18 protein-coding genes are annotated in these 20,561 nt (G+C 69.4%); 5 read left to right on the forward strand and 13 right to left on the reverse strand.

The annotated features are described in order from the left end of the window. Positions 1 to 36 precede the first annotated feature (36 nt). Positions 37 to 1,026 (forward strand): NAD(P)/FAD-dependent oxidoreductase, encoded by a 990-nt coding sequence (locus CFP71_RS26215; protein ID WP_093936607.1) that lies wholly within the window; start codon positions 37 to 39, stop codon positions 1,024 to 1,026. Positions 1,027 to 1,092: 66 nt separating this feature from the next. Here CFP71_RS26215 and CFP71_RS26220 read toward each other — a convergent pair whose 3' ends face one another. The 6 genes from CFP71_RS26220 to CFP71_RS26245 form a co-directional block, all read right to left on the reverse strand. Continuing rightward, positions 1,093 to 1,881, reverse strand: a complete 789-nt coding sequence (locus tag CFP71_RS26220) for a S1 family peptidase (RefSeq protein ID WP_093936608.1) — start codon at positions 1,879 to 1,881, stop codon at positions 1,093 to 1,095. 9 nt (positions 1,882 to 1,890) lie between these two features. Then, positions 1,891 to 2,961, reverse strand: a complete 1,071-nt coding sequence (glpX, locus tag CFP71_RS26225; RefSeq protein WP_005168143.1) for a class II fructose-bisphosphatase — start codon at positions 2,959 to 2,961, stop codon at positions 1,891 to 1,893. 85 nt (positions 2,962 to 3,046) lie between these two features. Then, positions 3,047 to 3,280 carry an exodeoxyribonuclease VII small subunit gene (locus tag CFP71_RS26230; protein WP_093936609.1) on the reverse strand — a complete coding sequence of 78 codons (234 nt, stop codon included), beginning with the start codon at positions 3,278 to 3,280 and terminating at the stop codon, positions 3,047 to 3,049. Next, entirely contained in the window at positions 3,277 to 3,678 is a 402-nt protein-coding gene (locus CFP71_RS26235; RefSeq protein ID WP_093936610.1) for a hypothetical protein, read from the reverse strand. The genes CFP71_RS26230 and CFP71_RS26235 overlap by 4 nt, the downstream gene beginning before the upstream one ends. Further along, positions 3,675 to 4,937 (reverse strand): exodeoxyribonuclease VII large subunit, encoded by a 1,263-nt coding sequence (gene xseA / locus CFP71_RS26240; protein ID WP_093936611.1) that lies wholly within the window; start codon positions 4,935 to 4,937, stop codon positions 3,675 to 3,677. The genes CFP71_RS26235 and xseA overlap by 4 nt, the downstream gene beginning before the upstream one ends. Further along, positions 4,934 to 5,590, reverse strand: coding sequence for a lipid droplet-associated protein (locus tag CFP71_RS26245; RefSeq protein WP_093936612.1), 657 nt, complete (start codon positions 5,588 to 5,590; stop codon positions 4,934 to 4,936). The genes xseA and CFP71_RS26245 overlap by 4 nt, the downstream gene beginning before the upstream one ends. Before the next feature lie 151 nt (positions 5,591 to 5,741). On the opposite strand from CFP71_RS26245, the gene CFP71_RS26250 reads away from it, so the two are divergent. Further along, positions 5,742 to 6,755, forward strand: coding sequence for a 4-hydroxy-3-methylbut-2-enyl diphosphate reductase (locus tag CFP71_RS26250; RefSeq protein WP_167406277.1), 1,014 nt, complete (start codon positions 5,742 to 5,744; stop codon positions 6,753 to 6,755). A gap of 404 nt (positions 6,756 to 7,159) precedes the next feature. Here CFP71_RS26250 and CFP71_RS26255 read toward each other — a convergent pair whose 3' ends face one another. Both CFP71_RS26255 and rmuC read right to left on the reverse strand, forming a co-directional pair. Continuing rightward, entirely contained in the window at positions 7,160 to 8,050 is an 891-nt protein-coding gene (locus CFP71_RS26255; protein WP_093936613.1) for a DUF6542 domain-containing protein, read from the reverse strand. A gap of 227 nt (positions 8,051 to 8,277) precedes the next feature. Next, positions 8,278 to 9,192, reverse strand: a complete 915-nt coding sequence (rmuC, locus tag CFP71_RS26260; protein ID WP_093936614.1) for a DNA recombination protein RmuC — start codon at positions 9,190 to 9,192, stop codon at positions 8,278 to 8,280. A gap of 179 nt (positions 9,193 to 9,371) precedes the next feature. Between rmuC and CFP71_RS26265 the strand changes: the two genes are divergently transcribed. Both CFP71_RS26265 and CFP71_RS26270 read left to right on the forward strand, forming a co-directional pair. Then, complete coding sequence (locus tag CFP71_RS26265; RefSeq protein ID WP_167406278.1) at positions 9,372 to 10,523, forward strand: exonuclease SbcCD subunit D; 1,152 nt, start codon at positions 9,372 to 9,374, stop codon at positions 10,521 to 10,523. Then, positions 10,520 to 13,471, forward strand: a complete 2,952-nt coding sequence (locus CFP71_RS26270; protein WP_093936616.1) for an AAA family ATPase — start codon at positions 10,520 to 10,522, stop codon at positions 13,469 to 13,471. The genes CFP71_RS26265 and CFP71_RS26270 overlap by 4 nt, the downstream gene beginning before the upstream one ends. An 82-nt stretch (positions 13,472 to 13,553) precedes the next feature. On the opposite strand, the gene CFP71_RS26275 is transcribed toward CFP71_RS26270, so the two are convergent. Together CFP71_RS26275 and CFP71_RS26280 are read right to left on the reverse strand one after the other, a co-directional pair. Then, positions 13,554 to 14,054 (reverse strand): methylated-DNA--[protein]-cysteine S-methyltransferase, encoded by a 501-nt coding sequence (locus tag CFP71_RS26275; protein ID WP_093936617.1) that lies wholly within the window; start codon positions 14,052 to 14,054, stop codon positions 13,554 to 13,556. 10 nt (positions 14,055 to 14,064) lie between these two features. Further along, a complete protein-coding gene (locus CFP71_RS26280; RefSeq protein WP_093936674.1) occupies positions 14,065 to 15,516 on the reverse strand; it encodes a DNA-3-methyladenine glycosylase 2 family protein in 1,452 nt (483 codons plus the stop codon). A gap of 105 nt (positions 15,517 to 15,621) precedes the next feature. Here CFP71_RS26280 and ychF point away from each other — a divergent pair, with 105 nt between their 5' ends. Then, positions 15,622 to 16,704 carry a redox-regulated ATPase YchF gene (ychF, locus tag CFP71_RS26285; protein WP_093936618.1) on the forward strand — a complete coding sequence of 361 codons (1,083 nt, stop codon included), beginning with the start codon at positions 15,622 to 15,624 and terminating at the stop codon, positions 16,702 to 16,704. A 10-nt stretch (positions 16,705 to 16,714) separates the two neighbouring features. Here the strand turns inward: ychF and mcrC are convergent, their stop codons facing one another. From mcrC to CFP71_RS26300, 3 genes are all read right to left on the reverse strand, one after another. Then, on the reverse strand, positions 16,715 to 17,761 hold the full coding sequence (mcrC, locus tag CFP71_RS26290; RefSeq protein ID WP_093936619.1) for a 5-methylcytosine-specific restriction endonuclease system specificity protein McrC: 1,047 nt from the start codon (positions 17,759 to 17,761) through the stop codon (positions 16,715 to 16,717). Further along, positions 17,758 to 19,986, reverse strand: a complete 2,229-nt coding sequence (locus tag CFP71_RS26295; RefSeq protein ID WP_093936620.1) for an AAA family ATPase — start codon at positions 19,984 to 19,986, stop codon at positions 17,758 to 17,760. Before CFP71_RS26295 ends, mcrC begins: the two co-directional genes overlap by 4 nt. Positions 19,987 to 20,144: 158 nt before the next feature. Further along, positions 20,145 to 20,513, reverse strand: coding sequence for a hypothetical protein (locus tag CFP71_RS26300; protein ID WP_093936621.1), 369 nt, complete (start codon positions 20,511 to 20,513; stop codon positions 20,145 to 20,147). Between the last annotated feature and the right edge of the window lie 48 nt (positions 20,514 to 20,561).

Below are 20,561 nucleotides of genomic sequence, written 5' to 3' on the forward strand. Positions count from 1 at the left end.
GATCACGCCCCCCACCACCCTCCGGGAGAGTGCAGAATGAGCGAGTCCGCTGGGGAGACGTCGTACGACCTCGTCATCATCGGGGCCGGTCCGACGGGTCTTTTCGCCGCCTACTACGCGGGATTCCGCGGTCTTTCGATGGCCGTCGTGGATTCACTGCCGGAGGCAGGCGGACAGGTCACCGCGATGTACCCCGAAAAGATGATCTACGACGTCGGCGGGTTCGCCGAGGTCCGCGGCCGCGATCTGGTGCAGGGCCTGCTCGACCAGGCCGCCCCGTGGAAACCCGCGTATCTGCTCGGGCGCAAGGCCGAGAAACTCGAAAGTGTCGAAGACGGCATCGCCATCACGCTCGACGGCGGTCAGGTCGTGCGCGCCGGGGCGGTGCTGATCACCGCCGGGATCGGCGAGTTCACCCCGCGACCGCTGCCCGCCGGCGACGGCTGGCTCGGCCGCGGCATGGTCCACTTCGTGCCCGCGTTGCGGGCGCACGCCGGTCAGCACGTGGTCGTCGTCGGCGGCGGGGACTCGGCGTTCGACTGGGTGCTCGCGCTGCATCCGGTCGCCGCGAGCGTCACCCTCGTGCACCGCCGCGCGAAGTTCCGCGCGGCCGAGTCGATCGTGCGGCAGGCGCGGGAACTCGGCGTGCGGATCGTCACCGACGCCGAGGTCACCCGCTTCTTCGACCGCGACGGCGCGCTGGCGGAGGTCGAGATCCGGATCAAGGGCTCCGAACCCGAAGTGCTGCGCGCCGACACGGTGGTCGCCGCGCTCGGGTTCACCGCGGATCTCGGGCCGATCGAAAGCTGGGGACTCCAGATCGACCATCGCGCGATCTCCGTCGACTCGACCATGGCGACACCGCGGGAGCGGGTCTACGCGGCGGGCGACGTCGCGGCGTATCCGGGGAAGGTGAAGCTGATCGCGACCGGGTTCGGGGAAGCGGCGACGGCGGTCAACAACATCGCGGTCGCTTTGAACCCGGACGCGCACTTGTTCCCCGGGCACTCCAGTAACGCGGAGTAGGAGCGCGCGTGTCATGAGGGGTCCCCATAGGACATAAAACGTCCTATGGGGACCCCTCATGACACATCAGGAAGGCGAAGCAGGGGGAGCGGGCGTCGGCGGAGCGATCTTTTCCGCGATCCACTGCGCGTAGGCCACCACGGAAGTCGCGATAGACGGCGAAGTCGCGCACACCGGGTCGGCGTTGCCCGGGCGGCTGATGGTGCCCAGCAGCACCCACTTCTCGTCCACCTTGGCGATCTCCGGCCCACCGGAATCGCCGTAGCAAGAGCCCGACTTCCCGCCGGGGTTGTCGGTGCACAACTCGACGGCCCCGTCGAACTTCGCGGTGCAGCGCACGCCTTCGACGATCTTCGTGTCCAGTTGCTGCAACTTCGCCGGACCCTTGCCGCAGCCCGAAGTCGGGCACGTCTGACCCCAGCCGAGCAGCCGCGTCGGCGTGCCCGGCGCCACGACGGCCCCGAGCGTGACCGGCGCCGCCTTCACCGGCGCGGCCAGCCGCACCAGGGCGAGATCACCGCCCGCGTGCTCGGGATCGGGGTTGTAGGACGGGTTCACGACGACCTCGGCGGGTTTCGCGATCTCACCGCCCTGGGTGTTGTCGTTACTGCCGACGCGCGCGCTCAGGTTCGCCGGATTCTTGCCCTCGACGCAGTGCCCCGCCGTCACGAGCCAGTCCGCCGCGATCAGCGCCCCGGCGCAGAAAGCCTTGCCGGAGGCCGAATGCAGCGACACCACGAAGGTATACGGCTCGTCGGCCTCTCTGCCGCCGACGAGGTCGCCCGCGCCCGTGGCCTGCCCGACCGGCGTGAAGACCATCGCCGTGAGCAGGACCACGAGCACGCGCTTGAGCACGGATTCTCCTTAGGGGAGCGGGGGAACGACGTCCGCTTCCAGCGAATCGTCGAGGTGGCCGTCGAAGTTGACGGACGAGTACGAGCGGAGCTTGGTCAGCCGGTGGTAGCCGTCGATCATCCGGACCGTGCCGGACTTCGACCGCATCACGATCGACTGGGTGGTCGCGCCGCCGGCGCGGTAGTGCACGCCGCGCAGCAGGTCGCCGTCGGTGACGCCGGTGGCGCAGAAGAACACGTTGTCGCCGCGGACGAGGTCGTCGTTGCCGAGGACGCGGTCGAGGTCGTGGCCCGCGGCCAGCGCCTTCTCGCGCTCCTCGTCGTCCTTGGGCCACAGGCGGCCTTGCAGTTCGCCGCCGAGGCACTTCATCGCGCAGGCCGCGATGATGCCTTCGGGGGTGCCGCCGATGCCGAGCAGCATGTCGACGCCGGTGCTCGGCCGGGCCGCGGCGATCGCTCCGGCGACGTCGCCGTCGGAGATGAACCGGATCCGGGCGCCCGCCTCGCGGACCTCCTTGATCAGCTGTTCGTGGCGAGGCCTGTCGAGGATGCAGACGGTGACGTCGGAGACGCTGGAGTTCTTGGCCTTCGCGACCCGGCGGATGTTCTCCGCGACCGGGGCGGCCAGGTCGACCTTGCCCGCGGCGTCGGGGCCGACGGCGAGCTTCTCCATGTAGAAGACGGCGGACGGGTCGAACATCGCGCCGCGTTCGGCGACCGCGAGCACCGCGAGGGCGTTCGGCATGCCCTTGGCCATCAGGGTCGTCCCGTCGACCGGGTCGACCGCGACGTCGCAGTCCGGCCCGTCGCCGTTGCCGACCTCTTCCCCGTTGAACAGCATCGGGGCTTCGTCCTTCTCGCCTTCGCCGATGACGACGACGCCGCGCATCGAGACGGTCGAGACCAGCTGGCGCATCGCGTCCACGGCGGCACCGTCACCGCCGATCTTGTCCCCGCGCCCCACCCAGCGGCCCGCGGCCATCGCGGCGGCTTCGGTCACGCGGACCAGTTCCATCGCGAGGTTGCGATCAGGGGCCTCAGGGCGTCGGGAAGAGCTGGCGGACGAGGTGGGGGTGGGCATGCTGCCTCCCGGATCAGGGAACTCGGCGGGGTCCCAGTCTCTCAGATACCCACGGTGGTTCGGTGGCTCAGGAGCATGGTGAACGTCACTGACCGTTGCCGGGCTCGTCTTCGACCGACGAAAGCGCGGCCTCGATGCGCTCACGCGCGCCTTCGAGGTGGTGCTCGCAGACCCTCGCCAGCTGCTCGCCCTTCTCCCAAAGGGCCAGTGACTGCTCCAGGGACAGCCCGCCCGCTTCGAGTTCGCGGACGACTTCCACCAGCCTGTCGCGGGCCTGCTCGTAGCCGAGTTCGGCGGTCTCGCCACCGGGTTTGCTCACGCTGTGCTTCCTTCTACCGGACGTCGATGCTTGCCGATCCCCGCGCACACTACCGCGCCGGCCATGGCGTTGTCGTAACCCACGAAGGCGAGAGCGAACTCCTGTCCGTCACCCTCCGCGATCGCCGCGACGAGGTTCTCCTGGGCCCTCGCCACCCGTTTGCGGTGCAGGGTGCCGTCCGTGAACCACCATCGGGTGCCGACGTGCTCGGCCGTCGCTTCGGAGAGTTTGCGCAGCTGGGCGTCGAGGCCGCGTCTGCCGACGAGTTCGCAGCCCGCCAGCAGCACCGTCCAGCATTCCGCGGCGGCACGCTCGGTCAGCAGCGCGTTGCGCAGCACTTCGGGCGCGTCGGCACGTCTCGCGGCGTCGACGGTCAAAGGCAGGAAACTCGCCGTCAACGCTCCTCCTCCGGTACGCCCGAGACGACGGCGCCGAGCGCGCCATCGACTACGCGGACGCGCAATTTCGCGCCGTCCACGACCTCGGAGACGGACCGGAGTACCTGAAGGTTGCCTTCGTCGTCGGTGTACTGCACCACCGCGTAGCCGCGTTCGAGCGTCGCCGCCGGGCCGAGCGCGGTCAGCCGCGCGCGGGCGCTGGCGATCTCCGCCTGGTCCTTGGCGAGCAGGGTGAGCATCGCGCGGCGACCGCGTTCGCGGTGGATCCCGACGTCGTCGGAGCGCCGCTGGATCGGGCCGAGCGGATCGGCGAGCACGGGACGGCTGCGCGTCTGGTTCAGCAGTCTGACCTGGGTGTCCACCCAGCCGTGCAGGGCACGGCGGCCGCGGTCGCGCATCTGGCGGACCCGCTGGGTCTCCTCGCGCACGTCCGGCACGATCCGCTTGCTGGCGTCGGTCGGCGTCGAGCAGCGGAGATCGGCGACGTGGTCGAGCAGCGGGGTGTCGGGCTCGTGCCCGATCGCGCTGACCACCGGGGTCCCGGCCGCGGACACGGCGCGGCACAGCGCCTCGTCGGAGAACGGCAGGAGGTCTTCCACACTGCCGCCGCCGCGCGCGATCACGATGACGTCGACGTCCGGATCACGGTCCAGTTTGGACAGTGCCTGGAGGATCTGCGGGACCGCGAGCGAACCCTGCACGGCGGTGTTGATCACCTTGAACGCGACATGCGGCCAGCGGGCCTGCGCGTTCACCAGTACGTCGCGTTCGGCGGCGGACGCGCGGCCGGTGATCAGCCCGATCCCCTTGGGCAGGAACGGGATCTTGCGTTTGCGCTCGGGCGCGAACAGGCCTTCCGCTGCCAGCAGCCGCCGCAGCCGCTCGATCCGAGCGAGCAGCTCGCCGATGCCGACCGCGCGGATCTCGTTGGCACGCAGGCTGAACGAACCGCGGTTCATGAAGAACGTCGGTTTGGCGTGCACCACGACGCTCGCGCCCTCACGCAGCGGCGGTTCGATCGTGCGCAGGAGACCCATCGGGCAGGTCACCGACATCGAGACGTCCGCCGACGGGTCACGCAGGGTCAGGAACGCGGTATTGGTTCCGGGGCGGGCCGAGATCTGCGTGACCTGACCTTCGACCCAGACCACGCCGAGCCGGTTGATCCACTCGCCGACCTTGCGCGCGACCGTGCGGACCGGCCACGGGTTCTCGGCCGACGTGGACGGACCCGCCGTGGAGGTGGGTTCGGCGCTCACTGGCCTTCCGCGCCGTCGCCGTCGGCCTTCTTCACGTTCCCGATGCGCCGCGCGAGCATGCCGACGAAGGACGGCCTGTCGGCGTTCGCCCGCTCGTAGGTCAGCAGTTCTTCCAGCTGCGCGAGGTCGAACCGGCGCAGCCGGGCACGAAGTTGCGGCAGGGTGAGCGTGTCGTAGTCCTCCAGCCCGGCGGGATTCGCGTCGACGGGTGCCGCGGAACTGTCGAACTCGCCGTCGGCGTGGTCCTCGGCGAGCGCGCGCTCCTCCTCGGCCCACGGGTCTTCGGCGAGCGCTTCGAGGTCGTGGAGGTGACCGTTCACCTCGGCACGCGGCTCCGGGACTTCGGCGTCCTCCCGCAGCGGGATCACGCACGAGTCGCGTTCGTACCGGCGTTCGCCGAGGTCCGGCGGGAGGTCTTCGTCGAAGGTGGCCCAGCTGGGGGTGTCCTCGACCGGGCGGAGGCCCGACAGCGCGTCGTCGCCCTTGATCGCGAGCTCGGTGACGTGCTGCTGGACGCGCATGGAGAACTGGAGCACCTGGCTGACCACCGTGACGGGGAGCCCGGTGAGCTGCTTGGGAAGTTCGCGAACCCGCTCGGCGGTGGTGACGGCGAGGCCCGCGGCGACCCGGAGGGGGAGCGGGAGAGGCTTCATACGTCTAGCCTGCCGTATCTGGTCCATCCTGCCCAACCGAACGGGTGTGTCGGCTCACAGGACGTGACTCCACGCACATACTTTAGAGGGGATCGCTGGTCACCTGAACGTGAGTGCGAGGAGCCCCCGGGGCAGCCCGTACCCTGGGGGCATGAGTTCTGCGAGTCCCGGAATCACGCCCGCCGGCAGTCCGACGATCACCGAGTCCGGTGTGCCGGCAGGTGGCAAACGTGTCCTGCTCGCCAAGCCTCGCGGCTACTGCGCGGGCGTCGACCGCGCGGTCATCGCCGTCGAAAAGGCACTCGAGCTCTACGGCGCACCGGTGTACGTGCGCAAGGAGATCGTGCACAACCGGCACGTCGTGGAGACCCTGCGCGAACGCGGGGTGATCTTCGTCGACGAGACCTCCGAGGTGCCGGAAGGCGAATTGGTGGTGTTCTCCGCGCACGGCGTCTCGCCCGCGGTGCACGCCGAGGCGGCCGAGCGCAATCTGCGGACCATCGACGCGACCTGCCCGCTCGTGACGAAGGTGCACAAGGAAGTCAACCGGTTCGCGAAAGACGATTACGACATCCTGCTGATCGGCCACGAAGGCCACGAGGAGGTCGAAGGCACGGCTGGCGAGGCTCCCGACAAGGTGCAGCTCGTCGACACCGCCGAAGACGTCGACAAGGTCGAGATCCGCGACCCGTCGAAGGTCATCTGGCTCTCCCAGACCACCCTTTCGGTGGACGAGACCATGGAGCGCGTCGATCAGCTGCGGGACAAGTTCCCGGGCTTGGCCGACCCGCCCAGCGACGACATCTGCTACGCCACCACGAACCGCCAGGTCGCGGTCAAGGCCATGGCCGCCGAATGCGATCTGGTGCTGGTGGTCGGCTCGACGAACTCGTCCAACTCGAAGCGGCTGGTCGAGGTCGCGCTGAAGGCGGGTGCGCGCGCGTCGCACCTGGTCGACTTCGCGCACGAGGTCGACGAAGCGTGGCTCGAAGGCGTCGAGACGGTCGGTGTCACCAGCGGCGCTTCGGTGCCGGAGGTACTGGTCATGGACCTGCTGGCGTGGCTGGCCGAGCGTGGCTGGGGCGACGTCGACGAGGTCACCACGGCGAACGAGAAGATCGCTTTCGCGCTGCCGCACGAGCTGCGGAAGGCCGCGAAGGCCTGACGGTCCGACGAGAAAGGGCCGCCCGAGGAACTCCTCTGGCGGCCCTTTCTGCTGGTCAGCGCCTTAAGTGCCTGCCGCCGGACGGTTTCGTGTGTCTGGATGGACGACACGCGTGATCCGGCGGACGACACGCGTGACCAGACGGACGACTCGCGGCGAGGGCCTGCCCGCACGTGTGTCGTCCCGCCCGTCACGCGTGCCGTCCATCTGATCACGCGTGTCGTCCACCCGGTCACGTGACACCGCCGGCTCGGTCCAGCTGGTCGTGAGTGGCAAGGACGGTTAGAACGATCTGTCTGGGGCCAGGGCCCAGTCCTCCGGCTCGCCCACGAAGATCCCTGCCCTTGGATTCGACAGGGGCTCCGCCTTGCCTCCCCTTGAGAGGCGACAGCAAAGGTCCCTTGCTATCGCTCGTCGTCCCACGGGCGGCGGCGCGGCGGCTGCCCTCCGCGGCGCGGGTCGTCCGAACGCGGCGGACGGCGGCGCGGGGCACCGGGAGCGCTTTCGCCACGCGGGTCGCGGCGACGGGGTTCGCCGTCTTCCGGCCGCGGGCGGCGCGGCTGACGTCCCGGGGGCGGCGGCTTGCGGGCACCGGGCTCGGCGTCGCGGCGAGGACGTCGCTCGTCGGCGACGGGCGGACGGCGACGCGGCGGCGCACCGTCCCGGGGCGCGGCGGCCCTCGGAGCGCCACGGCGCGAAGGCGGGGGCGGGGTCTGGCCGGTCCGCGACGCCGGGCGGCCACGGCCCGGGGCGGCGGCGGCCGCGGAACGGGCCGCCGGCTTGGCGTCGTCGCGGCGTTCCGGCTTGGCGCCCGCTTTGACCTTCACCGGGGCGTCGGGATCGCGTTCGCGGTAGATCCGGAAGACGCCGATCGCCAAGGTGACACCGGTGGTGATGGCCATCGTCGGGAACCCGTTGATCAGCGGGTTCCCGATGTCGAAGGCTCTCTCGAGCAGGCTGGAGTCCTTGCTGTTGTCCGAGGTCAGGAGGATGACTCCCGGCACGGTCACGGCGAGGACCAGGGGCGGCTGCACCATCGGGCCGAACAGCCCGCGACGCTGGACGGCCACCACGGCGGCCACCGCGCCGAGCGCGTAACAGATCTTGAACAGCAGGCCCAGGTCCTTCTGCGTCATCACGTCGATGAAGGCGCCAAGGATGGCGAGCCCGAAGCCCACCAGGACGGCGGCCCACCAGGGCAGCCCGCGCCTGGCGCCGACGAGCGGACGCTCGTCCCAGGCTACGGGAACGTCGTCGGCATCAGGATCGCTCTGGCGATCGCGAATCGCGGTCACAGGCCCCACCGTATATCCAAGCTGCGGACATACCGCCAACAGGCGGTATGTCTATCGCCTGGTAGTGGTCATTCCGGACCACCCGGACGGACTGTCCGGGTGCTTTCCAGAGGTACTACGCGTAGGGGTGCGACAAGGTTGTCAGACGGGCCGAAACGGAGCCCGTGATTCCGGAAATCGCAGGTAGGGAACGTCCCGCGTTGGGTGGTTGGGACTGTTCCAACCATTCATGAGGCCGGTAGTTCGTCCGCCTTCCTGATCAAGGGCACCGGTGCCGGACTGCCCGAAGCGTCGGTCAGCGGGGAGACCGTGCTCCGGAAACTCTCCAGCGCTTCCAGCTCCCGCCGCCGGGCCGAGATGAAGCGCTGGAGATGGGTGCTCGACAGGTTCAGCGCGTCGACCGCGTTGCCCGCGGCCCGGTGCGCGGCCGCGGCGCCCGCCCGGACCTGCTCGACGTCCTCGACCAGTGCCCGCTCGGTCGCGGCGAACAGCGCGGCGGAGGCCAGCACGGCGAATCCGGTCGGCCCGCAGAGGAAGACCCGCCTGTCCAGCATCCAGCGCAGCAGTTCCGGGTCGGTGTCCAGCGCGGCCACCACGGCCGCGTCGGACGGGACGAACATGATCGTCCCGTAGATCGCGTCGGCCCAGCGTTGGTAGCCCTTGCCCGCCAGTTCGGCCGCCCGCGACCGGATCTGGCGCACGTGGACGCGCAGCGCGTCCAGCCGTTCTTCGGGGTCGTCGGTCTCGACCGCTTCGGCCCAGCAGGCCATGCTCGCCTTCGCGTCGACGGGCACCGTCCGCCCGCCGCCGACCCGCAGCACCATGTCCGGTTTCGCCGCGCCGCCGCCCGCCAGGTCCGTTTGCAGCGTGAAGTGCAGCTCTTCGCGGAGCCCGAGCGCGCGCGCCGTCTCCAGGAGCACCTGTTCACCTAGTTCGCCTCGGCCGCTGATCGAGGCGAAGGCGACCTCGTACCGGCGGAGCGCGAGTTGCTGCTGATCCGCCTTCGCGCGTTCGGCGGCGACCTGTTTCGCCGCCGCGTCCGCCCGCCGCATGCCGTCGTTGTACAGCCGCCACAGCAGCGCGACGGCGACGAGCAGCAGGAGCGCGAGCACGACGGCCGCGGTGGTGATCACCGTCGCCACCGGTACCTCCCCTCCGGATCCGAGTCGGGGAACATCATGGCGGAACCCACCGACAAAAACGGGACGACGTGGTCGCGCTCCGTATCTGACCTGCGCGGTCTCCGGCGTGTCGGAAAGCGCGGCGGCTCCAAGGGCGCGCCTCCCCTTCCCGGCCGGTGCGCGGCCCTACCTTGTTCTGCGTGAAGCTCCTGCACACCTCCGACTGGCACATCGGCCGCACCTTCCACGGCGCCGATCTGCTCGCCGAACAGGAAGCCGTGCTCGGCCACGTCGCCGACCTCGTGGCCGCCGAATCGGTCGACGTCGTGGTCGTGGCGGGGGACATCTACGACCGCGCGGTGCCTTCGGCGGAGGCCGTCCGCGTGGCCACCACCGCGCTGGGCAGGATCCGTCAGGCCGGCGCGAAGCTGGTGATGACGCCGGGCAACCACGACTCCGCGCCGCGGCTGGGCGCGTTCGCCGAATTCGCCGCGGCGGGCGGGCTGCACCTGCGCGCCACGATCGACGGTCTCGCCGAACCCGTGCTGCTGCCCGACGAACACGGCGACGTCGCCCTCTACGGCATCCCGTACCTCGAACCGGAGCCCGCGCGCCACGCCCTCGGCGTACCCGAGGCCCGCGGTCACACCGGCGTCCTCACCGAGGCGATGCGGCGGATCCGCGCCGATCTCGCCGAGCGGCCCGCGGGAACGCGGTCGGTGGTGCTCGCGCACGCCTTCGTCACCGGCGGCGAGCCGACCGACTCCGAGCGGACCATCGCTGTCGGCGGCGTCGAACAGGTGCCGGGTTCGGTGTTCGAGGGCGTCGACTACGTCGCGCTCGGCCACCTGCACGGACCGCAGACCCTGGCCGAGCACCTGCGCTATTCGGGCAGTCCGCTGGCGTACTCGTTTTCCGAGACGCGCCAACGGAAGTCGGTATGGCTGGTGGAGCTCGGCGCCGACGGGCTGGGCGAGGTCCGGCGTCATGAGCTGCCCGTTCCCCGGCACCTCGCGATGCTGCGCGGCGAGCTGGCCGAACTCCTCGCGGACCCGGAGCACGACGAGCTCACCGAACACTTCCTCTCCTTCACGGTCACCGACCGGGTCCGCCCGACCGACGCCATGCGCAAACTGCGCGAACGGTTCCCGTACGCCGTGCACATGGACTGGCAGCCGGAAGGCGGGCACGACGGTGCCGCGTTGAAGTACGCCGAAGCCGTCCGAGGGCGATCCGACGTCGAGATCACTCGCAGTTTCCTGGAGGACTGCCGCGGTTCCGAGCCGTCCGAAAGCGAGGAGCGGCTGGTGCTGGCGGCACTGGGCGCGGCGGGCAGGGAGCGCGAAGTATGAGACTGCACCGGTTGGAGGTCGCCGCTTTCGGTCCGTACGCGGGCCGCGAGGTGGTGGACTTCGACGTGCTCGGCGCCGACGGTTTGTTCCTGCTGCACGGCGACACCGGAGCGGGGAAGACGACACTGCTCGACGCCATCGCGTTCGCGCTGTTCGGCACGGTCCCCGGCGCTCGCGGCGAGGTCAAACGGCTGCGCTGCGATCTCGCCGAGCCCGATCAGGTCACCGAGGTCGTCCTGGAGCTGACCGTGCAGGGCCAGCGGATGCGCATCGCGCGCAACCCCGAGTACCAGCGGCCCAAGCGCCGGGGCGAGGGAATGACCCTCCAGCAGGCGAAGGCGGTGCTGAACTGGGTCGGCACGGTGCCCGCCGGGCACGTGGCCGAAGGAATCACCCGGATCGACGAGGTCGCGCGCACGGTCGAGCGGCTCATCGGCATGACGCACGAGCAGTTCTTCCAGGTGGTCTTGCTGCCGCAGGGTGAATTCGCGCGATTCCTGCGGGCGAACACGGCCGAGCGTGAGGAACTGCTGGAGCGGCTGTTCGGCACGGAGCGGTTTTCCGACGTCGAGAACTGGTTCGCGAATCTGCGTGCCGAACGCGGTCGCGAGTTGCAGGAACGGCAGCAGTCGCTGCGCGAGTGGGTCGCGCGGTTCGCGCAGGTCGCCCGCCAGGAAGCGCCCGAAGAGGGGCAGAGCGAATGGGTCGAGGCGGTGCTCGACGAGTCGGCCGAACGCGTCGGCCAGGCGCGGGAACGGGACGCGAAGGCGCGCGCGGCGGCCGAGAAGGCCGAGGTCGTCTGGCAGGAGAACCGGTCCACCGCGGAGCGGATCCGCCGCGTGCGCACCGCGTACACGCGGCTTTCGGCGATCGCCGAGCAGGCGGACCAGCGCGCGGAGTGGGCTGAGGAGGTCGAGGCGGCGCACCGGGCCGCTGGTGTGGTCGCGGAGGCCGACCTTCTCGAACGCAGGTTGGATCAGCTCGCGGAGGCCGAAGCCGCGGAGGCGCTTCGGGCTCAGGAAGTGCCTGACGCCGCGGAAAGTTCCGCCGCCGAGCTTCGCGCTCGCGCCGGCGCGTTGCGTGAAGAGGCGGGCGCGCTCGCCGAGCTCGTGGCGGAAAGCGAGCAGCAGCAACGGGATCAGGTGCGCCGCGAGCAGTTGAACGCCACGGCTTCGCAGGCGAAGAAGCAGGCGGAAGACTTCGCGGCGGAACTCGAATCCGCGCCGGAGAAGATCACGGCGGTGCGTGCCGAAGCGCTCGCGGCCGTCGAAGCCGAGGCGAAACTCGAAGGTGTCCGCACCCGGTTCGAAGAGCTGACGGCGCTGGTCCGGGACGCCGACGAGGTGCCCCGGGTGGAGCAGGCCGTCGAGCAGGCGCGTGGACTGGTCCGCGACGCCGTCGACCTCCATCAGCAAGCCCGCCAGCATCGCCTGGACCTGCGTGAGCGCCGTCTCGACGGGATGGCGGCCGAACTCGCCGCCGGACTGACCGCGGGTGAGGACTGCCCGGTGTGCGGGTCGACCGAGCATCCGGCGCGCGCCACGCACACCGGCGGTCTCGTCGATCCCGAGGACGAACGCCGCGCCGAAGCCGCCGAACAGCAGGCCGACAAGCGGCGTGAGAAGGCACAGGCCTCGCTGCTGGAAGCCGAAGGACGGCTGAAGACGCTGGCCGAGCGTTTGCGTGAGCGCACCGCCGAGGCGCTGCGGGCCGAACTCGGGGAGGCGCGGGAGCTGGGCGCGTCGCTGTCGGAAACGGCTCGTCGCAAGCCTGTCCTGGAGAAGCAGCTCCTCGAACTGGAACGGAAGACCGAGCAGCTGACCGAACGCCGTCGCGTGACGGAGCACCGGGCCGCCGAGGCCGCCGCCGAGGTCCGAAGCCTCACGGAACGGCTGGCGGAACGGGAACGGCGGCTGGAAAGCGCGCGCGGCGAGTTCGCCGACGTCGCCGCCCGGAGGAAGCACCTGCTCGGTTTCGCGACCCGTCTCGACGCGCTCGCCGAAGCGCGGCTCGGTGTCGTGGGTGCTCGCGAGCGCCGCGACGAGCAGGCGAAACTGGTCGAAGAAGCGTTGCGGGCCAAGGGTTTCGCGGATCTCGACGCGATGCGGGCCGCGTCGCGGCCGGACGAGCAGATCATGAAGCTGGAGGCGGGCCTCGCCGACGCGAAGGCGATGGAGAAGGCCGAGCGGCAGGCCCTGGCCGAGCCGGAACTCTTCGGCATCTCGCCGGAGGACGAGATCGACGTCGCGGCCTCCGAGGAAGCGGCGCGGGACACCCGGGGCGAGGCCGAGCAGGCGCTCGTCGCGCTGCGGACGGCCACTTCGCGGCACGCCGACCTGGCGAAGGTGGCCGAGCGGATGACGTCGTTGCTGGCGGGGCTGGCGCCGGTCGAGGAGCGGTACAACGAACTGAAGGCGCTGGCCGAGGTGGTCAACGGACGCGGGCAGAACGCGCGGAAGATGTCGCTGCGGTCGTACGTCCTGGCCGCGAGGCTGGAAGAGGTCGCGGTCGCGGCCACCGCCCGCCTGCGGACGATGAGCCAGGGCCGCTACTCCTTCGTGCATTCGGACGCGGCAGGGGCCCGGGGGACTCGCGGCGGGCTCGGTCTCGACGTGCTCGACGACTACTCCGGCACCGTCCGGCCCGCGAAGACGCTTTCGGGCGGTGAGTCGTTCCTCGCGTCGCTCTCGCTGGCGCTGGGGCTCGCCGACGTCGTCGCCGCCGAGACCGGTGGGGCGCTGCTGGACACGCTGTTCATCGACGAAGGCTTCGGCACACTGGACGCCGAGACGCTCGACATCGTCATGAACATCCTCGACGAGCTTCGCGCCGGTGGGCGGGTGGTCGGGCTGGTCTCGCACGTGGAGGAGCTGCGGCAGCGGATCCCGACCCGGCTGCGGATCCGGAAGGCGCGGACGGGCTCTTCGGTCGAAATCCACGCCGCCTGACTCCCTGCCCCGAAGTGTCATGAGGGGTCCCCATAGGACATTTTTCGTCCCATGGGGACCCCTCATGACATCCGGGAGGGAGTCAGGCGGCTTCGTGGGTCAGCAGCCACTGCTTCGCCGGAACGCCCCACCGGAAGTTCCCCACGCCACCGCCGGTCCGCACCACCCGGTGGCACGGCACGAACAAGGCCGCCGCGTTCTTCGCGCACGCCGAAGCGGCCGCTCGCACCGCCGACGGATTCCCCGCCAGCGCCGCGTACTCCGCGTAGCTCACCGGCTCGCCCGCGGGCACCTTCCGCAGGATTTCCCAAGCGTGCTCCCGGAAAGCGCCGGACCGCTGCCGCACCTCGACGTCGGCGACGGCGTCCAGGTCGCCTTCGTGGTACCGGCGGATCGCGGTGCTCACCGGCCCCAGGTCCCGCCGCTCCTTCACTTCGCCAGGGGCCAGCGACGGTGAGATCAGCGGCGTCAGCTCGCCGACCTCACCCGTCCAACCCGAGGCGAGCACGGCCCCATCACCCGCGACCACGGCGGTGAACGGGCCGATCTTCGTGTCCATTGTGGACCAGTACGCGATGCTCATGTTCTTCCTTTCAGGCGCGCCACAGGTACATGCCGGCGTATGAGGACCAGGGCTGCCAGGCCCGTCCGCGTTCGGCCAGCGTCGTTTCGTCGTCGGCGATGCCCAGCGCGGCCGCTCCCCGGCGCAGCGCGGGATCACCGGTCAGCAGGACGTCCGGCGCGCCCAGGACGCGCATCAGGACGTAATCCGCGGTCCGGGGCTCGATTCCCGGGAGCTCCAGCAGCTCCACCCGCAATTCCCCGGGGTCGCGGCCGACGTGGACCGAAACCCCGTCCGCCAGCGCGCGGGCCACCGCGGTCACCCGCTCCGGGCCGTGTGCGGCGACCCGGTCCGCCGTCGGGAACAGCGTCGTCAGCCCTTCCAGCGACTCGTCGCAGCTGGGCATTCGCTCGCCGAGGGTGTCCGCGAGCGACGCCGCCTCTTCGGGGGACAGCAACGCGCGCAGCACGAGTTCGTCGCCGTCGACCGCGCCGGGCACCCGGATGCCCGGGATCGCCTCGACCAGCGGTGCGAGCGCCGGGTCGGCCCCGAGCACCCGCGTGACCGCCTCGGGGTCGGCGTCGAGGTCGAGCAGCCGCCGCACCCTCGCCACCGCGCTGCTCAGGTCGCGCAGGTCGGTGAGCCGCAGGTCGCAGCGGACGTGGTCGTCCTTCGCCGTCAGCCACACCACACCCGAGCCGTGCGCGAGCCGCAGTGTGCGTCCGTAGCCGGTCACCCCGGAATCGTCGCGCGTCACGTGCTCGACGCCCGCGATGGCCCGGTCGGCCAGGAAGTCCAGCACGCCGGCCGCGTCGAACGGTTTGCGGAACGGCAGCCGCAGGCTCAGCCGGGTCCCGGTCGGCGTCTCCTCGGCCTTCCGACGCCCGCGACGCAGGCTCGCCTCGCGAAGCTGCGACGGCGTCGTCGCGAACACCTCGCGGATCGTCTCGTTGAACTGACGGACGCTGGAGAAGCCCGCCGCGAACGCGACGTCGGTCAGCGGGAGCCCGGACATCTCGATCAGCAGCCGCGCGGAGTGTGCCCGGTGCGCCCTGGCCAGCGCCAGCGGACCGGCGCCGAGTTCGGCGGTGAGGACGCGCCCGAGCTGGCGTTCGGAATAGCCGAGCCGCCGCGCGAGCCCCGGGACGCCGTCGCGTTCGACGGTCCCGTCCGAGATGAGCCGCATCGCCCGCGCGGCGAGGTCGGCCCGGATGTCCCAGTCGGGCGAGCCGGGGACGGCGTCGGGGAGGCAGCGACGGCAGGCACGGAAGCCGTTGGCCTGCGCGGCCGCCGACGTCGGGTAGAAGCGGACGTTCTGCTGCTTCGGGGTCGACGCGGGGCAGGACGGGCGGCAGTAGATCCCGGTGGTGGCGACGGCCATGATGAACTGGCCGTCGAACCGGGAATCACGGGCGGCGACGGCGCGGTAACACCGTTCGGTGTCGCGCCACACGGCCCGTTCGGCCAAGGTCTGCTCGGTCATGACATCGATCGTGCCACCAGGTGGAGGGCCCGGCTGGCGGAAATCCGACACGGCGATCAAGGCCTCGGCGGATGCGGCGGCGGACGGCACGTAGACTTCTGGCCCGTGAGTCTCACCCTCGGCATCGTCGGCCTGCCCAACGTCGGCAAGTCCACCCTGTTCAACGCGCTGACCCGCAACGACGTGCTCGCGGCGAACTACCCGTTCGCGACGATCGAGCCCAACGTCGGCGTCGTCCCGCTGCCGGACCCGCGGCTGGACGAACTCGCCAAGGTCTTCGGCTCCGAGCGGACCGTGCCCGCCGTCGTGTCCTTTGTGGACATCGCGGGCATCGTGAAGGGTGCCTCCGAGGGCGCCGGGCTCGGCAACAAGTTCCTCGCGAACATCCGCGAGGCGAACGCGATCTGCCAGGTCGTCCGCGTCTTCGACGACCCGGACGTGATCCACGTCGACGACCGGATCGACCCGGCGAGCGACATCGAGACGATCAACACCGAGCTGATCCTCGCCGACCTGCAGACGCTCGACAAGGCGCTGCACCGGCTCGAGAAGGAGGCGCGGACCAAGAAGGAGGCCAAGCCCGCCCTCGACAACGCGGTCAAGGCCAAGGAGATTCTCGACGGGGGCCGGACCCTGTTCCAGGCGCAGAAGGAGGTCGACTTCGAGGCGCTGCGCGAGCTCAGCCTGCTCACCACGAAGCCGTTCCTCTACGTCTTCAACGCCGACGAGGGCATCCTCACCGACGAGTCCCGCCGCGAAGAGCTGGCCAAGATGGTCGCCCCCGCGGACGCGGTGTTCCTCGACGCGAAGGTCGAATTCGAGCTGCTGGAGCTGGACGACGAGGAGTCCGTGCGCGAACTGCTGGAGTCCGTCGGCCAGCAGGAGCCGGGCCTGTACTCGCTGGCGCGCGCCGGTTTCCACACCCTCGGCCTCCAGACGTACCTGACCGCGGGCCCCAAGGAGTCGCGCGCCTGGACGATCCCGCAGGGCGCGACCGCCCCGCAGGCCGCCGGCGTCATCCACACCGACTTCGAGCGCGGCTTCATCAAGGCCGAGGTCGTCTCGTACGACGACCTGATCGAGAACGGCTCCATGGCCGCCGCCCGGTCCGCCGGGAAGGTGCGGATGGAGGGCAAGGACTACATCATGTCGGACGGCGACGTGGTGGAGTTCCGCTTCAACGTCTGAGGCAGGCGCGTCAGTTCTCAAGCAGCCGGAGTACGTCTTCGAGTCGAGCGCTGAGGTGCTCCCACGGTCTGCCGAGATCGAGTGTTTTCGCACCGATCCGGTTGCCTTGGACCACGACGTCCAGGTCAGGCTGCTCTGCGGCACCGGTCCGCGCGTAGAGGAGCAGTCCGCTGACGGAGCCGTCGCGCCGGGTGTCCGCGTTCTTCACGTATGCCAGCACTTGGTACAGGTTCGCGGAATGGACTGTCGCCTTGCCCCATGCTCCGGTCTGCATCGACTGGCTGTAGTACTTCGCGTCGATGATGAGTGTGCGCTCCCCGCGGCGGAGTGTGACGTCGGTGCGCATCAAGGGCAGTTGCAAGCTGCCGTCACGCTCATCGAGGTCCCAGGCAACGGTGGGCGCGCCGGGTGACAGCTCGGGATGGTGGACAACGTAGTACTCGCGCAGGAATCGCTCGTACAGGCTGCTCATGGCGTCGTCGGAGACCCATGACGTGAGCTTGACGCTTCCGGAGTCCTGGGTAGGGAGGAGCCCGCGGACGATCAGCTCGCAGACACCGAGTAGCAGCCGGTAGGCGGCGTTGGCGCGATGATAGGTGAGGTCACCCCAGCGGATCGATGTCGGCGCGACGAGGGTGACGCCTTCGAGGTACGGCAGAAGTCTGCGCAGCTTGTCCTTGCGCGACGCGGTGACCTCGCCGTGGCGGAGCAGTAGCACCATGACCGATTTCAGCGCCTGGTTATGCGGCGTATCGGATTCGTACTCGTCGAACTCACACACGAGCCGCCCTCGTTTGGTCGAGCGCCGCGTGACCGTTCGGGCGACGTCGATCCGTCCGCGAACGGTGGCGAGCTCATCGCTGCGGTGCAGGTAATCGCGGTGAAGGCCTCGCTTGACCTGCGAGCCGACGCCTCGCACGAGAATCTCGGCGAGCAGGTCGTGGAGGTGGTCGAATCGCTCGCTCGCGACGCCCTCGATCCCGCCGCTGCGGATCGCCCGGAACGCGTACGCCATCATCACGTACACGTTGCGGATGGCGATCGACCGATCGGTCATGCGACGGCTGCCCGGAGCTTGCCGGCCCACTCCTCGGCCTTGGCCGGTTCGTCGAACCAGTACTCCTCAAGAAGCGGGACCAGCTCGTCCTCGACGACGGAGTGCAGCCACGCGTCGTCGGCGTCGCTGTCCGTAGGCCGGGACAAAAAGCTGTGGCCGATGGCGAAGCCTTGGCCGAGCGCCGGATCCTCGGCGATGGCCTGGTTGAGGTCGACGACAATGGCGACAATGCGGTCGAGGGTCGGGCTGTCGGCGTCTTGCTGCCAACGTGTGAATCCGGCTGAGTCGAAGCCGGGCGGCATCTCGAAGAACCCGAAACGCCGGCGCAGCGCGTAGTCGAGGACAGCGAGGCTGCGGTCGGCGGTGTTCATCATGCCGATGATGTGGAGATTCGCTGGAACGGAGAACGTCTCGTTCTTGTACAGCAGTCGCAGGTCCTGACCTCGTTTGTCGGCCTCGATGAGCATCAGTAGCTCCCCGAAGATCTTGGAGATGTTGCCGCGGTTGATCTCATCGACGATGAAGAAGTACGGCCGGTCGTCGTCGTCAGCGCGCGCTTCTTCGCAAAACCGGTAGAAGGGCCCCTCGGTGAGAGTGAACCCGCCGGTCTCGGTGGGCCGGTAACCCATCATGAAGTCCTCGTACGAGTAACTCTGATGGAACTGGACCATCTGGATCCGGCTCGGGTCTTTCGCGCCCATGATCGAGTAGGCGAGGCGCTTGGCCGTGAACGTCTTCCCGACACCTGGAGGACCGGCGAGGATGACGTTTTTCTTGCGCTTCAGCAAGGCGCGCAACCGGTCATACCGCTTTTCGGACAGGTAGACCTCGCTGAGGAGCGCCGTCTTGTCGTACGACAGGAGCGGCGTCGGTGGGACGGGCGGCTCTGGCTCGACTTCTCCGGTGACGGCAGCTTCGATTTTCTCGACATCGTCGTGATATTTGGTGATGTCAGTCAGCGTCTTGGTCGCCGCGTCCCCGGGGTGTTCCCAGGAGCCTGTATGGGTCCACTTCACTGAGCGGAGGTGGCGGAACGACGCGCGCTCTCGCGCGAATCGTGCGTCTGATGTGACCTCACCGCGGCCGACGATCTCCCGGCGGCCGCGTTTTGCGTAGATGATGTCACCAACAGCGATCTCGTTCTGGAACTGCCACAACGCCAGAACACTGTTCCTCATCGATCCACCGGTCCCCTCGACGTCGAGGGCCTGCCGGATCGCCTCCCGGCTTGGATATGTCGAGAGGTCCTCGAGCTCATCCCAACCGATCGCCATGATGCCGTCGGCCGAGAACTCTTCCCACTGCGAGGCTTGCGCGCCAGGGGAGTACAGCCAAAAGTGGCGTGGACGAGGCTCGGCCAGTCTTGCCGACTCGGTAGCCTCATGGGATGAGTCCCAGAGTTCTCTCAGGCCTGGGGCCCAGAAGTGGAACGGCTCCTCGACTTCCCTGGCCAGTACGGTTCGGATCTTCAGCAGATCGCGGTCGATCGATACGGCGTCGTTTCCCGTCGCCCCTCTGATCCGATCACTGAGGCCGTCGCGGATCTTCTGTTTCATCCCCGCAGAAGAGATCGGTTCGAAGACGTCGGGACGGGCGAGGAACTGCAACGCGTTACGGATGTCGGAACGGTCCTCGCCGGACCTGAGCATCGCTCGCTGCAGCTCCCAAGGGTCGGTCTGCGCGCGCTGCTTCTCGGCGTCGGAGAGATCGTTCCAGTAGCGCACGAAGGTCGAGGCCCAGATGAGGTGCCGCCACAGCGCACCGTTGTACCAGGACCCCGGCTCGAACCCTGCGATCCCGGCAGGTCTGGCCAGCCAGGTTGCCAGTGGCTCCGGGAGCACCACAGGGGAGTCGAGGTGTGCCAAGACTCGTTCGACATGAGCTTTGCGAGTCTCAGGCAGAGCTGACCGCAGGGGATGCTCACGCAAGAACACGAGTTCCGCCGCCAGGAGCACGATCTCCCGAGACGCACCGTGGAGCTGCTCATCGAGCTTCTCCCACTGGCTCTGTCCAGTGCCGATGAGCAGGTTGTCTCCGATCCTGGCCCGAAGCTCCTCAGCCGCGGAAGCCGTCCAGATCACCATCGCCGGGTCGATGACCGACCGGCCGTCACCGAGCATGTGGGTGATGATCTCACCGGCCTCGCGCGCGATCGCCATGTCAGGGGCCGGTCGTGACGACGCGGCGACAGCATCTCCGGCGTTGTCGGACTGCTCATTGGTCATGTCTACATTCTCCTCGCTCGCCGCGTGAGCACGTGAGGGCGCTCGCGGACAGGCTGGACCCGCCAAGGCTCGCATTTTCGGTGTTCGGTATTTACCGAACACCGAACGAAGTGGAGCAGGTGCTCGTGGACCCCTTTCAATCGAGCGCGCTCGGTTGATCACACGCCGTAGCGGTCCTGGAACATCTTCGCGGGCGCCTCGCCGTGCCGCGCCGTGTAGGCCGCCACGATCTCGTCCGTCACGTCCTCGCCGGCCTGAAGACGGACGAGGTACGGAACCACCCAGTGCAGGTCCGCCGCGTCGAAGTCCTTCTCCCACAGCGGATCGAGGCCGGTCCGCGACTCGTCGAGCACCGCGGAGAGGGCGACCTGCGCGCCCGCGTTCACCGGATGCGGGCCCATCGAGATCGAGAAGCGGGAAGCGGCGCCCGCCGGGTGCACGGCCATCTCCATGGGGTTCGGGTGGGGGCCGGGCTCCGTGCGTGCGATCACGAGGAACCGTAAGGGCTGCCGTTTCGTCTTCTTCACGCGGCCATTCGATCACGACGCCGCAGGACATCGAGGCAGAGGAGAACC

It is taken from the genome of Amycolatopsis thailandensis, assembly GCF_002234405.1.
Lineage (GTDB): Bacteria > Actinomycetota > Actinomycetes > Mycobacteriales > Pseudonocardiaceae > Amycolatopsis > Amycolatopsis thailandensis.